We start from the raw sequence: 20,442 nt of genomic DNA on the forward strand, positions 1-20,442 counted from the left end.
TGATTGATTAAAGCATATTTTTACGCCAGCTCATCTAAGCGTATGCGTACTACTTTATCAGTAATGGTGTCTAACTTCTCGATTTTTTCGATGGCAAGATTCATCTGACTCTCAACCACTGGCAGCGTTAAAATAATCACTGGCACTTGCCCAAGCTTATGCGCCGGTTTTTGTAAAATAGCATCGATATTGATACCAGCATCACTCAAGATACGGGTAATATCTGCCAACACACCAGGGCTATCGTACGCATGGACACGTAGGTAATATCCGGTGATCATTTGTTCAGCACGCAATATCGGCGTATCTGACAATTTTTCAGGGATAAAGGCTAAGTGCGGTACATGATGACCATTGCTGTTTTGTTGGTCAGCATCTTTACATCCTAATACACGCACTAAATCCATCACATCTGCCATCACTGCAGAAGCCGTTGCGCCTGCACCCGCGCCGTCACCGCAATATAACGTCTGACCGAGAGGGTGAGAGTTCACCAGTACGGCATTCTTTACGCCATTAACATTAGCAAGTAGGGCGTTCTGTGGAATCAGCGTTGGGTGTACACGCAGCTCAATACCGGCGCTGTCGTCCCCGCTGCCATTTCCTGCACGGCGAACCGCAAAGCCCAAGTGCTTAATACGATAGCCAAGCTCTTCAGCGTAATTGACATCCTGCAAAGTAATACCGGTAATACCTTCACAGTAGACTTTGTCAAACTGCAATGGAATACCAAAGGCGATAGAGGCAAGTAGCGCCAGCTTGTGCGCCGCATCGATACCTTCAACGTCAAAAGTAGGGTCTGCTTCAGCATAACCAAGTGCTTGCGCCTCGTTCAGTACATCGGAAAAAGGGCGACCTTTATCGCGCATCTCTGTCATGATAAAGTTGCCCGTACCATTAATGATACCCGCTAGCCAATCAATTTTATTGGCAGCTAAACCTTCACGCATGACCTTAATAATTGGAATACCACCTGCTACGGCTGCTTCATAGGCGACATGAACATTATGCTGTTCAGCAAAAGCAAAAATCTCATTACCATGCTCAGCCAATAACGCTTTATTTGCGGTCACCACATGCTTGCCATTTTTGATGGCGTGCATAATAACGTCTTTTGCAAGGGTCGTACCGCCAATTAATTCGATAACAATATCGACATTGTCACTGGCAGCGGTTGCCATTAGATCACTGTTTTGCATAATATTGGGATTAATGTCATCACGCTGACGACGAATACCAACTTCGGTAATCACAATGTCGCGTCCGCTACGACGTTTTAGTTCATCTAAATTATCATTGATTAGATTGACCACGCCCGTTCCGACGGTGCCTAAACCAAGTATCGCTAGTTTGATGGATTTGCTCACAGGATCCTCAAGAGATTAAATAGTGGGATAAAAAACGCGGCTATGAAAGATCTTGAAACTACAAGAATCACTAACATAAATAAGCGCTTATATAGAAATTATATGGCTAAGCTTGCCTAGCGCTTTATCCTATCATACCGATAAGCAGTTGTGACGTCTACACAAACTCACTGTCGCCAAAGTCAGCAATATCAGGGAAGATGACTAGCTTGCATCAATCGCTGTTTGTGCCAATTGCGCAGCTGGTAAATAACCACCGATTTGCTGTCCAGACTCAGTAAAGATAGCTGGCGTACCGTTGACGCCAAGGCTTCTACCAAGTGCCATTTGCGATTGTACAGGGCTGTTACAGCTAGGCGCTTGTACGTTGGCGCCCGTTTTTGCCTGATCCATAGCAGCGTTACGGTCTTGACTACACCAAATAGCTTCCATTTTTGGCACCGACTCTTGGCTACGTGGCCATGCCAAATAACGTACCTCGATGCCTCGCGCATTAATATCAGCCATCTCTTCATGAAGCTTGGTGCAATAAGGGCAATCTGCATCAGTAAATGAATAAATAACCGCTTTAGTCGCGCCTGTTGCTGGATAAATAACCATATCCTTTTTGTCGACTGCTTTTAGCGCTTTTTGAGCGGTACTGGCCACCAGCGCAGCACTAATATCTACCGGTGTTTCTGCGCCAACTGCGATGATTTGCCCTTGAATAATATGCTTACCCGCCTTATCCGTGAAAAAAGAAGGCAATCCTTCAGCTGTCACCCAATAAATACCAGTCATATCGGTTGGTACAGCTGAGAGGATAGTCTCTTCAATACCAGAAGCCTTTAAATTGGCTTGCAACGACTTTACTACTTTAGCATCGCTGTCCTTAGAAACCGCAGCAGTACTCGTTTTGGCTTTGCTGCTATTGACAAGATCTGTATTGCTGGTCGCATCTGCTGAATTATTAGAGCAGCCAGCTGCAACGATAACCAGCAAGGCAGCACTCATAACACGAGTAAGAGGACTGCGAGAAAACGTATCACGGTTGAGATTGATTTTAGAAAAAGGCGCTAAGAACATAGGATGTTTCCTTTAGGCAGTCATGCCTAATCAAGATTTTGGTAGCAAAAAGGTAATGAAGATTTTTTGGAATTTTGATCTAATATGATGACTAGATCGAGCCATAAGAGGTAATAAATTTTTACAGTTTATTGATAACAAAAGATAACTAATAATCAGCCTTATATTAGCATATTTTTATAAATAACCGCGAAAGCCTGTATAACGGTCTTGTTAAATACACAATTTGTAGCTATTCGTTAAGAAAACATAAATAAAATACATTTGTGCTATTTCATATCATTTTATGTCTAGGTAGGCTACTGCTTATAACTGCGTTTTGTGACTGACCATATTTTATGACAGAGTCATCTGTTATTTGAAAATTTACTTATTGAAGCAATTTAGCTTAAGGAGCAACTATGGCAGGTGCCAGTTTATTAACCTTACTTGATGATATCAGTGTAATCTTGGATGACGTTTCGGTCATGACTAAACTTGCCGCCAAAAAAACAGCAGGGGTACTGGGTGATGATTTAGCGCTTAACGCTGAGCAAGTCTCAGGCGTCAAAGCAAACCGTGAGCTTCCCGTTGTTTGGGCGGTTGCCAAAGGCTCATTTATTAATAAGCTCATTTTGGTCCCAGCGGCGTTACTTATCAGTGCCATTTACCCGCCATTAATTACGTTTTTATTGATGTGTGGTGGGTTGTTTTTGGTTTATGAAGGTGCTGAAAAAGTCATTCACCGCTTTTGGCCACATGCTTTACCGCATGATGAAGAGCAAGAAGCTCGTCGCAAAGCCAATGCCGATGAAACAGTAGACTTGGTTGCTTTTGAAAAAGAAAAAATCAAAGGAGCAATACGTACCGATTTTATTTTATCAGCAGAAATCATTGTGATTGCACTAGGTGCCACTGCTAGCGCAACTTTACTAGAGCGCAGTTTGGTACTGTCTATTTTAGCGATTAGTATTACCGTTGGTATTTATGGTCTGGTTGCTGGTATTGTCAAGATTGATGATGTTGGTTTACATATGATGGAAAAAGAAGGCGCATTTACCCAAAAGGTCGGTAAGATTCTATTTGCTGCAGCGCCCAAATTAATGAAATTTCTATCTATCGCTGGTACCTTGGCGATGTTCTTAGTCGGTGGTGGCATCTTAGTGCATGGTATTAATTTCTTATATCATGGTGTTGAAGATATTGCCCATTTGACCGGTATCTTTGAAAGTTTCACTACCGCCTTATTGAATGGTGTCATTGGCTTTATTATTGGTGCGATCATCGTTGCACTCTTGACGGTTATTGGTAAAATACGCAACAAGGATGAATCTGCTGCTCATTAATAGCTTTGGTTATTAATCGACAATATTAAATAAGTTCTTATATTCAATCAAATAGAAAATGAAAAAAGCCCCAAAGTTGCTGACAACTTTGGGGCTTTTGCTTTTTAGACAGGGTAACTTACGATTAGCTGTCTCTATTAGAGTTATCTGAATCATCTGACTCAAGTTTTTCAGCTTGCGTCGGCTTTTTATGGTCAGCTTTTGGCTTACGGGCACGAGCCTTTGGTACTTTAGGCGTTGTTAAGTTGAACATGCCTTTTTGTGGTAGTAGTTGCTCTGCCACATTTTCAATCATGTTTTTATAACTGGCTATGGTCGTTTTTGACTTGGCTGCTTGACTGTCGTCTTTTAGAGAAGGCGCTACTATTGATTCAGCATCTTGTACAGTCTCACTTTGCTCGACAGTAACGTTTGCAACCTCAGCAGCGTCGACGTCGGTCATTTTGATTTCAGCTACATCATTTTCGACACTTCTGATACTTTCAATATCAGTGCTTTCGATATGAGCTTGCACTGTATCTACTTCTGCTAATGTTTGCTCAGCATCTAATAACTGCTTGCTTTGATCACTGACAGCCTCTGTTTGAGCTTGATTGGCCAGAGCATCGGCTTCTACTTCATGCGCATCAATATCGATGCCCGTTTGAACGGGCTCGTTATTTGCCGTATCAGTAACAGCCAATACCGCTGATTCTTTATAATCAGGATGCTGACCACGTGGATCATTGCTAGCACGTTTACTGATAGCACGAGGCTCTACTGATGTTTTACCTTGGGACGCTGCAAACTGACTGACGGCTTTTGTCATTGACTCAAAACGTGCAATGTAGTCCGCTGCTAAAGGCTGATAGCCATAGTTACTAAAGTCAAAGTCGCTATGAGCAACTGGTTTAATAGCCAATTGCTTGTCAGCGCTGTTTTTAACTGGCGTCTGCTCTAGATGCTTAGCTATAGCAGCATTAAAGCAGCTGATGACACCGTCTGTCGCTAAGCGATTTTCTGCCTCTGCTAAGGTCGCACGGATAAATTCACCAACCGTACCACGAATGGTAGGCGCGCGTTCACCAACTTGCACATCTTGCTCATTTGCGTGAGACGCTTTAGCAAATGATGCTTGCACCTGTTGAAGACGTACGACGCGTGGGTCATTACTGGCTTGACCAAACTTATTTGCCGCAACGTAGCGTTCAGCAAATAAAGCATCACGGCTAAGCTCAAGTACTGCCTGATTGCTACTATCCTCGGCAGCAACTTCGTTAGAATCCACGACCACATTTTCTTCGGCAGTATTTTCAGCAACATGAGCCTTCTGAGTGGTTTCGATTGGCGCTGCCTTTTCTACTTGTACCGCTACCACTTCTTGAGTTGATGCAGTATTCTCGGCTTCACTGTCCATGCTAATTTTTGTATTAGCTCGTTCATCTACAGCAGGTTTGTGGCCACTAATTTTATCGCCGCTTTTATCGTCTTCTTTCGAAGTAGGTTGATCCACTTTGTTGGGATTAGCGCTTTTTTCTACTTGATCGATCTGAGTAGTATTGACTTGTGCAGAGACTTTTTCAGAAGTTTCAGCTTGGACGCTACTTTGTTGTGTGTTATCAGATGCATCGCTGCTGGTATCAATCGTTTTAGCAGTTTGTTGAGCTGGTTTGTTATCGACTGACTTTTGCTTATCCGCACGCTGCTCATTATTATTCTCTGAACGCTCTTTTTCAGCATTAGTATCACTTTCAATTACTGCTTGCTTGTGAGTCGCTTGGCGTGATGCAGACTTGCTATCATCTAATGACAAATGTACCACTTCTGGTGATTTGAGCTCACTAGTAGCTTCATTAACCTGTAATACTACTTCATTAGGGTCTTGGTTGCGACGTGCATTAGACTGGTTTTTGTTGCTGTTAGCATTTTTAGGGGCTTGCTGATTGTTTTGCTTAGAGTCAGCTGCCGTTAAAGTTTCACCGCGCTCAAGCTTGCCACGTGATCCACGTTGACTGTTCGATTTGCGCTTAGTACGAGTTTGCTCTTCTACTACATTATCAGAGCTGTCAGAACGACTACTGTCGCTGACACTGGTTGCATTAACACTGGTCGGATTAGCGTTGTCTTCATTTGTATTACGATTATTGTCTTGGCGATTGTTGCGATTACGATCGCTATGACGTCTATTATCCTGCTGACGTTTATCTTGATTGTTAGCTTTGTCATCAGTGCTAGCGCTGCTGTCAGTCGTATTGCTAGTGGCACTATTCTCAGTTTCATCTGCCTGCTCTTTTCTTTGACGCGGCTTAGATGGTCTTGATTTGCGTGGTTTACGTCTTCTTCTTTCTTCAGCATCGCTGCTATCATCAGTACTACTCTCAGCAGAACGTGTCAGTTGACGATTCTGCTCATTACTACTTTGCTGATTAGTTGCTGGCTGAGGCGTTGCAGTATTTTGACTATTATTATTGTTCGCTAAAGCCGTATTATCCACTTGGCCAAACGAGCCTAGACTTTGTGCTCCGGTATTGACCAATGCTTCAATAGCTTCAGCAGCGTCTCGGCTACTAACACTTGATGTCGTTTGAGCTTGCGGTGCTTGCGCAAATAAATTAGACAACCAAGCAACTGCTTGCGGCTGTGCAGCGGCAATAGCAGTATGTTGTGGTGCTACTGGCGCTGATGGGGTTGCAACGTTTTGAGAGCTCTGAGTTTCTTGAACGCTTGGAGTCTCTTTAGTCTGTGGCGCACGCGGTGTTATCACATTGCTACTATTGTTATTACTGCGATGTTCATTACTATGACTGGTGCTATTCTGTTGCTGCTGCGTAGGCGTACTTTGCTGGGCATTAGGACGAGCCTGCGCTTGATCGCTGCTATTTTTATCCGCAGCTTGACGAGGCTGTCGAGTTGGCTGCTGCTCAGGGCGCTCTTTTTCAGCCGTTTGCCAGTCAACGTTGTAGCCAAGCTCGCTATGTTCTTGCAGCTGAGTATCGGTGATACGCTCATAGCTTGACGGGGCAAAGCCATCGCGATTAAAGTGAAGTTTAAAGTTTGGCGACTCTAAGTGCGCATGCGGCAAAATAGTGATACGCGTACCACTGTCTTGCTCAAGATAGACTAAGCTGTCGCGTTTCTCATTCAACAAAAATGCGGCGATATCAGTCGGTACTTCTGCTTGAACTTCACCTTGACGCTCTTTTAGCGCGATTTGCTCGATTTGACGCATGATAGATAATGACAATGAACGCAGGTCACGAATCATGCCATTACCATGACAGCGTGGGCAGATATAACCAGTTGATTCTTCTAATGACGGACGCAGGCGCTGACGGCTCATTTCCATCAAACCAAACTTAGAAATATCACCAAACTGAACGCGGGCACGGTCATATTTGGTAGCATCAATCAGACGTTTTTCAACTTCTTTTTGATGCTTGTTGTCATTCATATCAATGAAATCGATGACAATCAAACCGCCCATATCACGCAGGCGCAATTGACGGGCAATCTCATCGGCGGCTTCTAGATTGGTATGGTAAGCAGTTTCAGCAACGTCTGAACCTTTAGTTGATTTTGCTGAGTTGATATCGATAGACACCAAGGCTTCGGTCTGGTCAATGACGATTGAACCACCTGATGGCAGGCGCACTTCACGCTGATAGGCAGTTTCAATCTGTTTTTCGATATTAAAGCGTGAAAACATCGGCTCATAATCGGTATATTTACGCAGCTTTTCAGCCTGTTTTGGCATCACAGCATCGATAAAGCCTGCCGCTTCAATATAAGCGTTTTCGTTATCAATCCAAATCTCAGAGATATCATCACGCAGATAATCACGGACAGCACGCGTAACGACGCCCGCTTCTTGATGCACTAGGCGCGGTGATGGATATTTTTGGTTTTGTTCTTGAATGGCTTGCCAAATGTTTAGCAAATGATTTAAATCGTGCTGCAAGTCTTCTTGGGTTTTACCAATACCAGCAGTACGTATGATAACACTCATGCCTTTTGGCAGATCTAAACTGCCAAGCATACGTTTCATATCTTCACGCAATTTGCCTGAGATTTGACGCGAGATGCCACCGCCGCGAGGATTGTTTGGCATTAATACCAGATAACGACCAGCCAATGACACATAAGTTGAGAGGGCAGCGCCTTTATTGCCGCGCTCTTCTTTTTCAACTTGGACGATGAGCTCGTCACCTTCTTTAATCAGCTTTTTGATGTTCTCATCACGTGGATTTCCGCTTAAATATTCGGCAGAGATTTCACGAATCGGCAAGAAGCCTTGACGCTGTGAGCCATATTCGACAAATACCGCTTCAAGCGAGGGCTCGACACGGGTCACATGACCTTTATAGATATTAGATTTTTTTTGTTCGCGGGTACGGTTTTCGAGATCGAAATCGTATAGATGATTGCCTTTACAGAGGGCAACACGAATCTCTTCGTTTTGGGTGGCGTTGATTAAAATGCGTTTCATAATAGTATCCTATGAGTACGCATAATAACGAAAAGACAGGCTCTAGGGTAAAGTGGCAAGTACTTGCTAATAACAAAATCAGCATAAGCAGATATAAATTAACGAAAGAACATAAAGCATGGCATTAATAAAGCGCAGCAACGCGTTTCGAAAGCTTAACTTTGGACTAGTGATAGTAACTTCAATATAGAAGGTATAGGGTGTAAGTCTATGTCTATATCTTAATATAAGCAGGCTTGTTATAGCGATTAATGCATAAGCAGGTTAGTGATCGTTTATTATCAGTATTTTGAACCATATTGGTGGTCAGCGCACTTTGTCATTTCGTCATAGTGGCGGATGGTTACTGATATATAAAGGTATTACTGATACCAAAAAAGCATCGTGCTGTCACATAATCAATCAAGGTCTAGCAATCATATCGCTGTTGACTGTATAAATTACAATTCAGCGGTTATCCGTCCAGATCAAGCAATTAGTCATTCTTTATTTATCGTTCTTTTGGATATAACGTTAATAATATCTTGGGCGTCTCAAAGCGAGTTCTTGCTGCGTTAGTCATCAGCGGGGCGTACTTGGCAAACAGAATAAATGACCGGCTTATCGGCACGGTGTCTCATGTCTATTCTACTTATCGTCCTCTGTTTGACCACCAATACTCAGGCAGTTATCGAGATTTACAGGGTAATACTCGATTGCACTCTCAACGACCCATACTTGCTCAACTGCACGCGGCTAAAGGACTATTAGATAATAAATCATCAAATCAAGTCGTTATCATGCGGGTAGTGAGTAAAAGGTATATGGTTGGTTATCGCTTAATAAAAGGCTAATGCCATATTTATCAAGTCGATCCTATCTATTGTCATAATATTCTGTAAGAAATGCTTCATAAGAATAAATAGTTTTTACTAAAAAATAATTTTTTACTGATAAATATCAGTCATGTTCTTCCAATTTATTAGGTATTATAAAGTATATCTGTTGCTATAACACCCTTAAAATCAGATGAAGCGCCGAGCTTGCATAGGATGTACGAGTCAGCCGATTGTATTGACAAGTGATTAGCCAGTCATAAAATCGATATTTTCCACCTAAAACAACAATCAATTAGCAATGAATTATTGTCTCAGCCTCTGCTTAATTGGCGCTCAACATGTTAAACTATAGCAAATCTTTATGTAATTGCCTAACTAAAAATGACGAACTCAAAAATGACAAACGACGAACCTATCCACGAAGCGCCAGCTATCTTTAATAGCAAAACGCGCCCACAAAGTGCTGACGATGAGATTAGCAACTTCGGCAAGGTCAATTACCTTGAAGTCACGCGTCATCAGCACGACCAGCGCTTGGATAACTTTTTGCTTAATCGCTTAAAAGGTTTGCCAAAACCGCATATCTATAAAATGATTCGCTCAGATGAGATTCGCGTCAATAACAAGCGCTGCAAGGCTCATGACAGAGTGCAGCGTGAAGATGTGGTACGTATTGCGCCAGTGGTACTTGCCACTCGTGAAAAACCTATCATCAGCACCGAATTTGCCAAAAGCTTATTGGCGCGTGTGGTCTATGAAGATGAAGGTTTGATCGTGCTTAATAAACCATCAGGTATTGCGGTTCATGGCGGTAGTGGTCTTGCCTTTGGTGTCATTGAAGCCATGCGTGAAGTCACAGGCAAGAAGTATTTAGAGCTGGTGCATCGTATCGATAAAGATACTTCAGGTTTATTGATGATCTCTAAAAAACGCTCTGCACTTAAAGTATTGCAGCAGCATCTGGTCGACAAAACCATTCAAAAGCATTACTTATGTATTGCAAAAGGTCAGCCTGCACTTAACGAACAACGTATTGATGCGTCATTGTTGCGTTATACACTGGCAAGCGGTGAGCGCCGCGTTAAGGTAGATGCAGAAGATCCACAAACCAAAGAGAGTCAGACTGATATCGTCGTTCACGGTCGTTTCATGATTGCTGAGCAGCCTGTTAGCTTGATTGAGGCTAAGCCGCTCACCGGACGTACTCATCAAATTCGTGTACATTTGGCGCACATTGGTCATGCTATCTTGGGCGATGATAAGTACCATGTACATGATAAATCTGGCATGCATCGTCTATGCTTACATGCGTGGCGCTTAGATATACCTGGTTATGAGACTATCACTGCGCCTTTACCAGAAGAGATGCTCGACTGGATGCCAGAAGAGATTAAAGCCAATTTGCCTAAATAATTGGCTGCTTAAACAAGCTTTGATTAGATGCTATGTTAAGCATCAGCTTTAAACGTCACGATAGCTTATGAAACATAAGTCGCCGTGACGTTTTGCTATCTGCCATTTATTATGATTATTTATAAAGGTCTATCTATGAGCCAAACTACTACAATGATTCCTGCTCAGAGTTCTCAGTCAGCCAACCCGCATCATTTAGCAGATAAGAATTTAATCATATTTGATTGGGACGGTACGCTAATGGATTCGATTGGCTTGATTGTTGAGGCTATGCATATAGCAGGTGAGGCACATGGCTTCAAGACAACCGATAAGGCCGTTAAAGATATTATCGGGTTAAGTTTAATGAAGGGCATTGAGCTTTTATATCCGTATTCAAGCGATAAGCAAAAACTGTTAATTCAACAAAGTTACGCAGATTATTATATTGCTAACAGCCAGCGTACACCGTTCTTTGCGCCGATAGAAAATATGCTACAAACCTTGCAGCAGAAAAACCGCCAGCTTGCAGTTGCGACAGGTAAAAAACGTAAGGGTCTAGATCGTGTTTTGGACGCTTCAGATAGCCATCATTATTTTGTTATGACGCGCTGTGCTGATGAAGCAGGCTCCAAACCTGACCCGCAAATGCTGACGGATATTTTGCAATATACCGAACAGCAAATCTCTGATGCCGTATTTATCGGTGATAGCATTTATGATATTCAAATGGCAAACAGTCTGGGCATGACCAGTATTGCAGTTAATTATGGTACCGCCAGCAGCGACGAGCTTGCTGCACAGCAGCCCACGTATCAGGTGGACACGCCCCAAGCGTTGGCACAATTATTATGTGCTTAAATATAAATCGGCGTAAATGATAATCTGCTTAAATGGTAACAAAAAAAGGGTTTATCGATAATAACGATAAACCCTTTTTCATTGAAGGATATGAGATTTATTTGCTGTCTTCTTGAGAGCTGTCTTTTTGAAGCGCATCCTGTTCGATTGCGTCTTCTAGCTCATCACCTTCTAGCAACGCAAAAGAGGACTCGATAATTTTGTCTGCATCAAGCTGATACTCATACCAGTTGCCCATAACCCCTGCTAATTCATCTAGCCCTTCTTTTCTTAAGGCTGAAAATAGCTGAATACTACAGTTCAGACCCAGTTCTTTCAGTCTTTTACGCGTATTAAGCAATGCATTTTTAGAGGCACCATACTTTAGCTTATCTGCTTTCGTTAACAAGATATGAACGGGCAGCTCACCATCTTTTGCCCAACGTAGCATTTGCTCATCAAAGAACTTCAATGGATGACGGATATCGCTCATCAGAACCAGACCTGCAAGGCTTGAGCGCGATACCAAATACTCTTCTAGCTCAACCTGCCATTCTTTTTTCATCTCAAGCGGTACAGCGGCATAGCCATAACCTGGCAAATCCACCAAACGTCTATCAGCATCACCAACATTAAAAAAGTTAATCATCTGCGTACGACCAGGCGTTTTAGATGAGCGTGCCAATTGGCGCTGGTTGGTAAGCGCATTAATGGCAGAAGACTTACCAGCGTTTGAGCGACCAGCAAATGCCACCTCTAAGCCTATATCTGCAGGACACAGGCGAAAGGTTGGTGCTGACATCATAAATTCAGTTTGCTGAATACGCTGACGGGCTTTGGTGTTAAAAGCCGCATGCTTGGCGGCGACATCGTTGAACGGGGTACTCATAAATGACTCATTACGGTTAAAATTTAGATACTTAAATTTAGATAAAATAGTAAAAGATTTTGCAATTGCTCGGTCAATAGCACAGCATCTTTGGCTACTAATAACCAACTATCAATCTTTCATAAAATAAGGGCTTTAAATTACTGACTATTCTATACTATTAATGCGCTTAGTTATTGAAATAACGGTTATTAGCCGCATATTAATTACAGTAGAGATGTAATTGATAGGCGGCTAATAACTCATTTCTCCATTCCTTATCCAAGCGTATTAACAAAGTTAAACTATATTTATATATATTAATTTGACATATATTGTTACAATCTCTATCAGAATAGGTTTATTCACAGATGTTAAGGCACAGAAGCAATGAAGCAAACGTCTGGACGGATGAGCCAATGGAGGTGTCTTATGTTATCGATGACCATGATTTTTGCCAAAGGCAGTCGCTTTTTAGCCAGCAGTGTTAGCGCGCTTATCATTAGTGCAGCTATGATAACTGGTGCAGGGGCGGCTAGTACTGCAACGACTTATAATGAGTCCTGCGCTGCGTGTCATGACAGCGGTGCCTTGAATGCGATCAAAAAAGGCGATAGTGTCAAGTGGCAACAGCTGATACAACAAAAAGGTATGCCAGCACTTATTAGTTCGGTCAAAAACGGTATGATTCAGATGCCAGCTGGTGGGTTGTGCGAAGATTGTAGCAATGATGACTATCGTAAGCTGATTGAATATATGAGCAAATAATTAGCCAAACATCTATTAAATCTTTATTAGCTATTTGCTAAGACATATAAATAAGGCGCAAGGGTCTAGAACCTTTTGCCCTTTATAAACCAGAGATTGAGTCAGTAAGGGGGAAAACTACCCAATGCTACGATTAAGTAGGCAAATAGTAAAAAGTCTTGCTATAATAATCCAAAATAAACCCTGATATTAGTAAGTACTTTCGTGCTGCTTGTGATAAAGACGATAGAATATACGGCTTAGCGACTAAATGATGGCTTTGTGAATATAATACGTCTACATAATGCAATCACTCCAAACAATGCTTACATCGAGTTAGTAGGATTTGTATCAATGAAAAAGTTAATCGCTGCCGCCAGCTTATGTGTTGCAAGTTTCAGCGTACAAGCTGCTATCACTGTTCCTGAATATGATATTAATGCCGGCAAACAAATCGCAGAAACCGTCTGCGCTGCTTGCCATGGTGTTGATGGTGTGAGCCCTGTGCCAGCCCAGCCAAATCTTGGTGGTCAAAACGTCAAATACTTATATAAGCAATTGGTCAACTTTAAAGCAGGCTACCGTAAAAACGGTATCATGCAGTCGCAAGTAGCCAACTTGTCACAGCAAGATTTAGCCAACGTCGCAGGTTATTATTCAAGCCAAAAACCTTGGGGTGTGGCGTTTGGTAATCCTGCAACCACCCAAGAAGCCAGCAAGCTGTTTTTAGGTGGCGATAAATCGCGCGGTGTCATTGGTTGTGCAGGTTGTCATGGTCCAGATGCTGCAGGTAACGTTTGGGCAGCATTCCCACGTTTGGGTGGACAGCATGCTGAATATATTGCCACTCAGCTCAAGCTTTTCCGTGCTGCGGGTCGTGCAGATGATATCGATAGCGACGAGCAAAAGCGTGTCAATGATGCTGCAAAAGAAGGCGAGATGGGCATGATGCAGACCGTTGCTTCTAAACTGTCAGATCGTGATATCCGTATCTTGTCAGATTATGTGAGTGCTATTCACTAATATCATATAAAGTCGGTTTGCTTTATTAACATTATCGATAAGAGCGCCGCTTGTATTCGTTTTAACTGAGTTATTAAACCCCGATTTCGGGGTTTTTTTATAACTGTCAGTCCTTATATAATGGCATATTAGTAGTACTTTACTTTATAAAAATAAATCGCCTATATATCAATTTGACGATTAAAAGCTTAAAAGCTATTTATGCTTAACTAATATTACTCAATGTTACTCACCTTGAATCGCTTGGATATAAATTATGATGATTCGCTATGCTTCTTATTTTATTGCAGCGCTGTTACCATTATTGCTTTTTCGCTGGTTTGCACCGGCGTCAATAGGCGAGATTGATTTTTGGCTGTTGTGGCTATTGGCTATGGTGCTGGTCTCGCTACCGGTCATTTATGCTGAGATAGCATTGGCTTATCGTAGTGCTGAAGCACCTTTGGCGGGTATGCAAAAGCTCACTCGAGAGGCAGATGCCAGTGCCTTTTGGCGTGGCTTTGGTTGGCTTGCTGCCCTCGTAGCCATGATCATTGCAGCGCTTGTGATATCAGGTGCTAGCACTGGTATATTGACTGCACTTACAGACTTAAATAGCACACCTGAAGTGCCAAGCTTTGCGGTTGCCGCAGGCTTGATGGTCATTGCCGCATTGTTAAGTTTGTTGGGTGTGACACCTTTACCGATTGGTTTGGGATTAATGCTTATTGGATTGATATTTGGGGTAGCAAATGGTCTACCAAATATTACCTTTGCGATGACCAATATCAGCTTAGGAGAATGGGCACGAGCAGTTGCACTAGCACTTGTCAGTGTTGGCGCAGGTACAGGCTTATATTGGTTTGGTCAAAACCGTATCACTAAGCAAGTGGTAACAGCGGTGGGCGTAGACAATCACTATGCTCAAAATCCCTCTCGTGCTCATGCGTCAAGCGAATATCGAGCAACCAAGCTGGTGCTACCGATTTGGATATTACAATTATTGGTAGGGATGGTGGCTTTATTTATCAGTGGTATGACGCTACCACCAATCGGACAGCTACTGTATTCGGCAGGGGTAGTTTTTGTCGCCAGTTACTTGCTACATTATAGTACGCAGCAGCTCGCGCATAAGTTTGGACTGTTAGTCAGTTTGGTCATAACGGCTGTCATAGCGATAGTGTTGGTCGTTGCCATACCGACTATTTGGCTGGTAGGTATACTGGTTATTATTAGTAGCATTGCCGTATTATTGCTGTCTGTTTTTGCAGGATGGCAGATGAAAATCAGTCACTTGCGTAAGTCTTTAAACTTTGGCAATGAAGCTTTTTATAATTTATGGCGTGTGGCGATACGTTTGATTGTGCCCGTAGCACTCTTATTAGCCTTGATAGGTTGGGTGATGCAATGGTTAAGCTAACAGCTGATGAGATTCAGGTTAATAAACTGGATAGTGCTCAACAAGACAACGTTCAGCAAGGCACTGTTCCACAATCTATTATGATAACGGTATACTTAGCCTATGCTGAAGATGCACAGAGTCAGCATTATCTAACCTTGTCAGTAGCTGATGACACAACCTTATATGCAGCATTGAAGCAAGCTGGTTGGTTGATACAGTTTGAAGGACTAGCAACATGGTGTGCTGAGATGATAGAGGTAGCAGTGCCAACAGCCAAACGTTGGCATGTTGGCATCTATGCGCAAAAACAGCCACTTAACTATCAATTGCAGTCTTTTGATCGAATAGAGGTATATAGAAGCTTAAGCGCTGATCCTATGTCTCAGCGCAAAAGTAAATCTCGAGTCTGAGGATTAAAGCTCGCTATCGAAGCGATTATTTAGGTAAAGACTCTAAACCCTGAATGCGAGTCACTATGCCATTATTATCAAAGTATACTTTTAGATGCTGACTGGCGTTTTTAACGTCAGCGATACCTTTACGTTGACCTTCAGTCCCTGCTTGATAGTCATAAATATAGTCCCAACGGTTCGGCTCTAGGGTATCTCTAATGGCTGGACTACCAAGAAGATAAAGTACCTGATTTTGATTCATACCCACTTGTAATTTTTGTGCTTGGGTTTGAGTAATAGGCGTCCCTTGTGGCAAATCAATCTTATAAACACTCAGCAACGAGCAGCCAGACATGGTAACAGCGGCGCCCAATATGCTGGTAATAACAATCTTGCGTAATACGCTTGAAGAATGAAGCGGACGTAAATTTAGGGTCTTTATCATGGTAAGATGACTCATAAAAAATGGGTTAGGTACGGCTAAGCACAGTAGATGCTGGTCTTACCGACAATCTTGTATAAATGATACGTCATTTACTTGCAATTGCCTACCACTTACGACATTATTTACCAAATGTGCGCTTGCATCATTTATTATTAATATTTTAAATTCATATACTTATAATCATATTTTTTAGTAAAAATGTACTGGAAATATATTTGATAGTGACTGATTTTGTATGAGGATGATTTTTTACAATTAACCATTCATCACTACTAATGATTATTTACCTTATGTTTTTTGAACTTATTTGCTAAGACTTTCATAGTCAGAAGGGATATTATGGCTTCTTTTACCAATCAAGACTTACGTAGAGCGGGTCTAAAAGTAACGTTACCGCGTATCAAAATCCTAGAGCTGCTTGAGAGCGCAAAGCTGCATCATATGAGCGCAGAAGAGGTTTACAAGGCGCTAATTGAGCAAGGTGAGGATGTGGGTTTAGCGACTGTTTATCGCGTGCTGACTCAGTTTGAGCAGGCAGGTATTGTCGAGCGTCATAACTTTGAAAACAATTTATCCGTGTTTGAGATTACTCAAGAAGAGCATCACGACCATCTGGTTTGTGATAATTGCGGTAAGATTGTCGAATTTCATAATGAAGTGATTGAAGAAGAACAGCTTAAAGTAGCAGCAGAGCATGGCTTTAAGTTATCAGGTCATTCATTGGTACTATATGGTATCTGTGATGACCAAGCCTGTAAGGACAGCGTCAAGTAAGCATCAACTTATCGATGAGATAAAATTAAAAAAGCCCTTATATATGATGAGGGCTTTTTTATAACGGTTTCTTAGGCATAAAAAATAATAACTATGGTTAAAAATACATCATTAAGTAATATCTAACGATAAACTGTCTGCGCCTTCATCCAAGTTTGCCACGCCATTTTTGCTGCTGAGTTTGATTTTTAAGCGCAGATCATTAGGCGAGTCTGCATGAAGAATCGCTTCTTTATAAGTAATCTCACCGTTTTCATATAGATCAAACAGTGCTTGGTCAAATGTCTGCATACCGCTATCACGTGAGCGTGTCATGACATCTTTTATTTCGTGCACCTCACCTTTGCGGATATAGTCGCTGATCAGTTGTGAGTTTAGCAAGATTTCGATAGCAGCCCGGCGTCCTTTGCCATCAGGCGTTGGAATCAATTGCTGCGCGATAATGGCTTGTAAATTAAGCGATAAATCCATAAACAACTGATTGTGGCGACTGGTCTCAAAAAAGTGAATAATACGGTCGATTGCTTGGTTGGCATTATTGGCGTGCAACGTTGCAAATACCAAATGCCCCGTTTCAGCATATTGAATCGCGTAACTCATGACTTCACGATTGCGAATCTCACCAATCAAAATCACATCTGGCGCTTGGCGCAAGGTGTTTTTTAGACCGGCTTCAAAAGAGTGGGTATCGATACCGACTTCGCGCTGGGTAATAATACAGCCACGATGCTTATGGACAAACTCGATAGGATCTTCTATGGTAATAATATGACCATGCGAGTTTTGATTGCGGTGTCCTATCATTGCCGCAAGGGTGGTTGATTTACCCGTACCGGTTGCACCTACTAATAAAATAATACCACGCTTTTTCATTGCCAGCTCTTTTAGAGAGGGGGGCAGGCGTAGCTCCTCGACAGTAGGGATATTATTTTCGATTTTCCGTAAAATCATCCCTGCCATATCACGTTGTATAAAGGCACTGACCCTAAAACGTGCTTGTTGCGCCTGATCAGTAATCGCAAACTGGCACTCGTTGGTCTCATCAAACTCTTTTTGCTGATTGACTGTCATGACGCCTTTAACCAGCCTCATAGTCTGCTCAGCAGTTAAAGGCGTTTTACCAACCGGCAGTATTTTGCCATTAATTTTCATGGAAGGGGCGACATCAGCAGTGATAAAAAGGTCGGAGCCGTTTTTATTAATCATCAATTGTAAAAGTTTATCAATGTCCATAACGTACCTATATGTGCAAGAAAATGTGCAATAAATAGAGTGAAACCTGCTTAAATAAACTTTTTTGCGAAAAATGACAGTGAATTTAAAGGATGATTGCTCAGAAATTTGCAATTAGTACTATATTCGTTTAGAAAGAATTACTGATATCATTTACATTATAAAAATGCTTCAGGCTGTTTAGCGTAAGGTCGTGCAACGTCTTTACTAATTGTGCCTCTCGCTACAAGATTTTTAAGAGTTTGATCAAGAGTAATCATGCCATCACCAGCACCGGTTTGGATAGAAGAGTACATTTGAGCGATTTTATTTTCTCGTATTAAGTTACGAATAGCGGGCGTACCTAACATAATCTCATGAGCGGCAATTCGCCCGCCTGTTTGACGACGTAACAATGTTTGCGATATAACAGCTTGTAGTGACTCTGATAACATCGCTCGAATCATGTCTTTTTCAGCAGCAGGGAAGACGTCAATAACACGGTCAATGGTTTTGGCAGCGGAACTGGTGTGCAAAGTACCGAAAACTAAGTGACCGGTTTCAGCGGCAGTGAGCGCTAAGCGTATGGTCTCAAGATCTCGTAGCTCACCAACTAGAATAACGTCCGGATCTTCACGTAACGCCGAGCGTAATGCTGGCTCGAACCCCAAGGTATCGCGATGGACTTCACGCTGGTTAATCAAACTCTTTTTGGACTCATGAACAAATTCAATCGGGTCTTCAATGGTCAAGATATGCTCTTTACGGGTTTCATTGATATAATCAATCATGGCAGCTAGCGTAGTCGACTTACCTGAGCCGGTTGGACCAGTGACCAATACCACGCCACGTTTAAAGTCTGAAACACGCTTAAACACTTCGCCCATACCTAGATCTTCCATCGTTAGAACTTTGGAGGGAATCGTACGAAAGACGGCGCCTGCACCGCGATTTTGATTAAATGCGTTTACCCGAAAACGGGCTAGATTTGGAATCTCAAAAGAAAAATCCGTTTCAAAAAACTCTTCAAAGTCGGCACGTTGTCTATCATTCATGATGTCATAAATGAGCTGATGAACTACCTTATGGCTCATCTCTGGCATATTAATCCGAGTCATCTCACCATCAACTCGAATCATCGCAGGCATACCGGCTGAAATATGTAAATCTGAAGCCTTATGCTTGACAGTAAAACGCAGCAAGTCTTCAATGCTTAAATTTTGTTCAGCCATAATCGGATATTCCTATTAATAAATAAAGTATGCCAAAATCAACATAGAAAGCAGGCGATAAGCAAGGTTCTATGACATTGTTTGAGCCAACCTCATTAAGATAGGTTAGGCGTCACTATAATTGTTACTATTGCTAGAACTTTTAGTAGTATATGTTAAACCATGTAACAATATCATAACAAGACTGTACTGATTTAACCATCTACTACCTGCATAAAATGCAAAAATAGACTGACTGGCTTTTCGCATGCATAGTGGTAAAGCATCGATACAATCAGCTCTCTTTGATTTCGAACTCACTATATCAACAAGAGTTTTTATGAATATGTCTTCTCAGCAAGTACTTAAAAATGTCGCAATCAATCTTAGCAATAATGATGAAGCAGAAGTTCAACATCTAACTGAAAACTGGCAGCAGGTAAAGACGCAAGTGGTACAGGCATGCGAACAAACGTTGCGAGTGCCGAGCAGTGTAACTTTGCTTGCGGTGTCCAAAACCAAATCTGCTGAGATGGTGGCAACATTGGCGCGTCAAGGTCAGCATGATTTTGGTGAAAACTATCTACAAGAAGCGATTGAAAAAATACAGTTGCTACGTGAGCAAGTAGGATGTAAGCATATTGTCTGGCACTATATTGGAAGCATTCAGCGTAATAAAACCCGTGATATTGCTGAGAATTTTGATTGGGTACAAACGCTTGAGCGTGACATTATTGCCAAGCGTCTTAACGACCAACGTCCTGCTGAGCTGCCACCTTTAAATGTCTTGATCCAAATTAATATTGATAATGAAGACAGTAAGTCGGGATGTCTGCCAGAGCAGCTTCCAGAATTGTTAACAGCAATTAAAAATTATGAGCGTTTGCAATTGCGCGGATTGATGATTATTCCTGCTAAGGCAAACACAGATGCTTTTAAGCGCACCAAACAACTATTTGACGACATTAAGCGTACCCATCCTGAGCTGAGTCAATGGGATACGCTGAGTATGGGTATGAGTGATGATATGACTGATGCGATTGCTAGTGGCACGACCATGGTGCGTGTTGGCACGGCGATATTTGGTGCGCGTGCTTGATGTAATAGTGAATTCAGT

16 protein-coding genes are annotated in these 20,442 nt (G+C 42.1%); 9 read left to right on the forward strand and 7 right to left on the reverse strand.

Annotated elements, in window-relative coordinates:
* Nucleotides 1-20: 20 nt before the first annotated feature.
* Nucleotides 21-1,367, reverse strand: a complete 1,347-nt coding sequence (locus tag H0262_RS01920; RefSeq protein WP_181209490.1) for a homoserine dehydrogenase — start codon at nt 1,365-1,367, stop codon at nt 21-23.
* Between the two features lie 204 nt (nt 1,368-1,571).
* Nucleotides 1,572-2,432, reverse strand: coding sequence for a DsbC family protein (locus tag H0262_RS01925; protein ID WP_181209491.1), 861 nt, complete (start codon nt 2,430-2,432; stop codon nt 1,572-1,574).
* A 401-nt stretch (nt 2,433-2,833) separates the two neighbouring features.
* Here H0262_RS01925 and H0262_RS01930 point away from each other — a divergent pair, with 401 nt between their 5' ends.
* Nucleotides 2,834-3,757 (forward strand): DUF808 domain-containing protein, encoded by a 924-nt coding sequence (locus H0262_RS01930; RefSeq protein WP_181209492.1) that lies wholly within the window; start codon nt 2,834-2,836, stop codon nt 3,755-3,757.
* A 124-nt stretch (nt 3,758-3,881) separates the two neighbouring features.
* On the opposite strand, the gene H0262_RS01935 is transcribed toward H0262_RS01930, so the two are convergent.
* Nucleotides 3,882-8,222, reverse strand: coding sequence for an Rne/Rng family ribonuclease (locus H0262_RS01935; protein WP_181209493.1), 4,341 nt, complete (start codon nt 8,220-8,222; stop codon nt 3,882-3,884).
* 1,214 nt (nt 8,223-9,436) lie between these two features.
* On the opposite strand from H0262_RS01935, the gene H0262_RS01940 reads away from it, so the two are divergent.
* The gene (locus H0262_RS01940) at nt 9,437-10,453 is read left to right on the forward strand and encodes an RluA family pseudouridine synthase (protein WP_181209494.1); all 1,017 of its coding nucleotides are present in this window, start codon (nt 9,437-9,439) and stop codon (nt 10,451-10,453) included.
* Between the two features lie 135 nt (nt 10,454-10,588).
* Nucleotides 10,589-11,293 carry an HAD family hydrolase gene (locus H0262_RS01945; protein ID WP_181209495.1) on the forward strand — a complete coding sequence of 235 codons (705 nt, stop codon included), beginning with the start codon at nt 10,589-10,591 and terminating at the stop codon, nt 11,291-11,293.
* Between the two features lie 97 nt (nt 11,294-11,390).
* Here H0262_RS01945 and yihA read toward each other — a convergent pair whose 3' ends face one another.
* Nucleotides 11,391-12,161 carry a ribosome biogenesis GTP-binding protein YihA/YsxC gene (yihA, locus tag H0262_RS01950; RefSeq protein ID WP_220432356.1) on the reverse strand — a complete coding sequence of 257 codons (771 nt, stop codon included), beginning with the start codon at nt 12,159-12,161 and terminating at the stop codon, nt 11,391-11,393.
* Nucleotides 12,162-12,572: 411 nt separating this feature from the next.
* On the opposite strand from yihA, the gene H0262_RS01955 reads away from it, so the two are divergent.
* The 4 genes from H0262_RS01955 to H0262_RS01970 all read left to right on the forward strand — a co-directional run bounded on the left by H0262_RS01955 (nt 12,573) and on the right by H0262_RS01970 (nt 15,701).
* Nucleotides 12,573-12,908 carry a cytochrome c5 family protein gene (locus H0262_RS01955; RefSeq protein ID WP_181209496.1) on the forward strand — a complete coding sequence of 112 codons (336 nt, stop codon included), beginning with the start codon at nt 12,573-12,575 and terminating at the stop codon, nt 12,906-12,908.
* A gap of 333 nt (nt 12,909-13,241) precedes the next feature.
* The gene (locus H0262_RS01960; RefSeq protein ID WP_181209497.1) at nt 13,242-13,910 is read left to right on the forward strand and encodes a cytochrome c; all 669 of its coding nucleotides are present in this window, start codon (nt 13,242-13,244) and stop codon (nt 13,908-13,910) included.
* 256 nt (nt 13,911-14,166) lie between these two features.
* The gene (locus H0262_RS01965) at nt 14,167-15,309 is read left to right on the forward strand and encodes a hypothetical protein (RefSeq protein WP_181209498.1); all 1,143 of its coding nucleotides are present in this window, start codon (nt 14,167-14,169) and stop codon (nt 15,307-15,309) included.
* Nucleotides 15,297-15,701, forward strand: coding sequence for an RnfH family protein (locus H0262_RS01970; protein WP_181209499.1), 405 nt, complete (start codon nt 15,297-15,299; stop codon nt 15,699-15,701). The genes H0262_RS01965 and H0262_RS01970 overlap by 13 nt, the downstream gene beginning before the upstream one ends.
* 25 nt (nt 15,702-15,726) lie before the next feature.
* Here the strand turns inward: H0262_RS01970 and H0262_RS01975 are convergent, their stop codons facing one another.
* On the reverse strand, nt 15,727-16,143 hold the full coding sequence (locus H0262_RS01975) for an outer membrane protein assembly factor BamE (protein WP_181209500.1): 417 nt from the start codon (nt 16,141-16,143) through the stop codon (nt 15,727-15,729).
* Nucleotides 16,144-16,467: 324 nt separating this feature from the next.
* Here H0262_RS01975 and fur point away from each other — a divergent pair, with 324 nt between their 5' ends.
* On the forward strand, nt 16,468-16,902 hold the full coding sequence (gene fur / locus H0262_RS01980) for a ferric iron uptake transcriptional regulator (protein ID WP_011512663.1): 435 nt from the start codon (nt 16,468-16,470) through the stop codon (nt 16,900-16,902).
* A 111-nt stretch (nt 16,903-17,013) separates the two neighbouring features.
* Here fur and H0262_RS01985 read toward each other — a convergent pair whose 3' ends face one another.
* The gene (locus H0262_RS01985; RefSeq protein WP_133103813.1) at nt 17,014-18,135 is read right to left on the reverse strand and encodes a PilT/PilU family type 4a pilus ATPase; all 1,122 of its coding nucleotides are present in this window, start codon (nt 18,133-18,135) and stop codon (nt 17,014-17,016) included.
* Between the two features lie 158 nt (nt 18,136-18,293).
* Nucleotides 18,294-19,346, reverse strand: coding sequence for a type IV pilus twitching motility protein PilT (locus H0262_RS01990; protein ID WP_020442648.1), 1,053 nt, complete (start codon nt 19,344-19,346; stop codon nt 18,294-18,296).
* A gap of 319 nt (nt 19,347-19,665) precedes the next feature.
* On the opposite strand from H0262_RS01990, the gene H0262_RS01995 reads away from it, so the two are divergent.
* Nucleotides 19,666-20,424: a YggS family pyridoxal phosphate-dependent enzyme gene (locus H0262_RS01995; RefSeq protein ID WP_181209501.1), complete on the forward strand. Its 759-nt coding sequence runs from the start codon at nt 19,666-19,668 to the stop codon at nt 20,422-20,424.
* The last annotated feature ends 18 nt before the right edge of the window (nt 20,425-20,442 follow it).

Origin of the sequence: Psychrobacter sp. D2 (genome assembly GCF_013608135.1) — a bacterium.
Lineage (GTDB): Bacteria > Pseudomonadota > Gammaproteobacteria > Pseudomonadales > Moraxellaceae > Psychrobacter > Psychrobacter cryohalolentis.

Coding starts and splice junctions, on each gene's coding strand:
- H0262_RS01965 (WP_181209498.1), top strand. CDS start 14,167: ATGATGATTCGCTATGCTTCTTATTTTATTGCAGCGCTGTTACCATTA.
- yihA (WP_220432356.1), bottom strand. CDS start 12,161: ATGAGTACCCCGTTCAACGATGTCGCCGCCAAGCATGCGGCTTTTAAC.
- H0262_RS01985 (WP_133103813.1), bottom strand. CDS start 18,135: ATGGACATTGATAAACTTTTACAATTGATGATTAATAAAAACGGCTCC.
- H0262_RS01930 (WP_181209492.1), top strand. CDS start 2,834: ATGGCAGGTGCCAGTTTATTAACCTTACTTGATGATATCAGTGTAATC.
- H0262_RS01945 (WP_181209495.1), top strand. CDS start 10,589: ATGAGCCAAACTACTACAATGATTCCTGCTCAGAGTTCTCAGTCAGCC.
- H0262_RS01990 (WP_020442648.1), bottom strand. CDS start 19,346: ATGGCTGAACAAAATTTAAGCATTGAAGACTTGCTGCGTTTTACTGTC.
- H0262_RS01955 (WP_181209496.1), top strand. CDS start 12,573: ATGTTATCGATGACCATGATTTTTGCCAAAGGCAGTCGCTTTTTAGCC.
- H0262_RS01935 (WP_181209493.1), bottom strand. CDS start 8,222: ATGAAACGCATTTTAATCAACGCCACCCAAAACGAAGAGATTCGTGTT.
- H0262_RS01995 (WP_181209501.1), top strand. CDS start 19,666: ATGAATATGTCTTCTCAGCAAGTACTTAAAAATGTCGCAATCAATCTT.
- H0262_RS01960 (WP_181209497.1), top strand. CDS start 13,242: ATGAAAAAGTTAATCGCTGCCGCCAGCTTATGTGTTGCAAGTTTCAGC.
- fur (WP_011512663.1), top strand. CDS start 16,468: ATGGCTTCTTTTACCAATCAAGACTTACGTAGAGCGGGTCTAAAAGTA.
- H0262_RS01940 (WP_181209494.1), top strand. CDS start 9,437: ATGACAAACGACGAACCTATCCACGAAGCGCCAGCTATCTTTAATAGC.
- H0262_RS01970 (WP_181209499.1), top strand. CDS start 15,297: ATGGTTAAGCTAACAGCTGATGAGATTCAGGTTAATAAACTGGATAGT.
- H0262_RS01975 (WP_181209500.1), bottom strand. CDS start 16,143: ATGAGTCATCTTACCATGATAAAGACCCTAAATTTACGTCCGCTTCAT.
- H0262_RS01925 (WP_181209491.1), bottom strand. CDS start 2,432: ATGTTCTTAGCGCCTTTTTCTAAAATCAATCTCAACCGTGATACGTTT.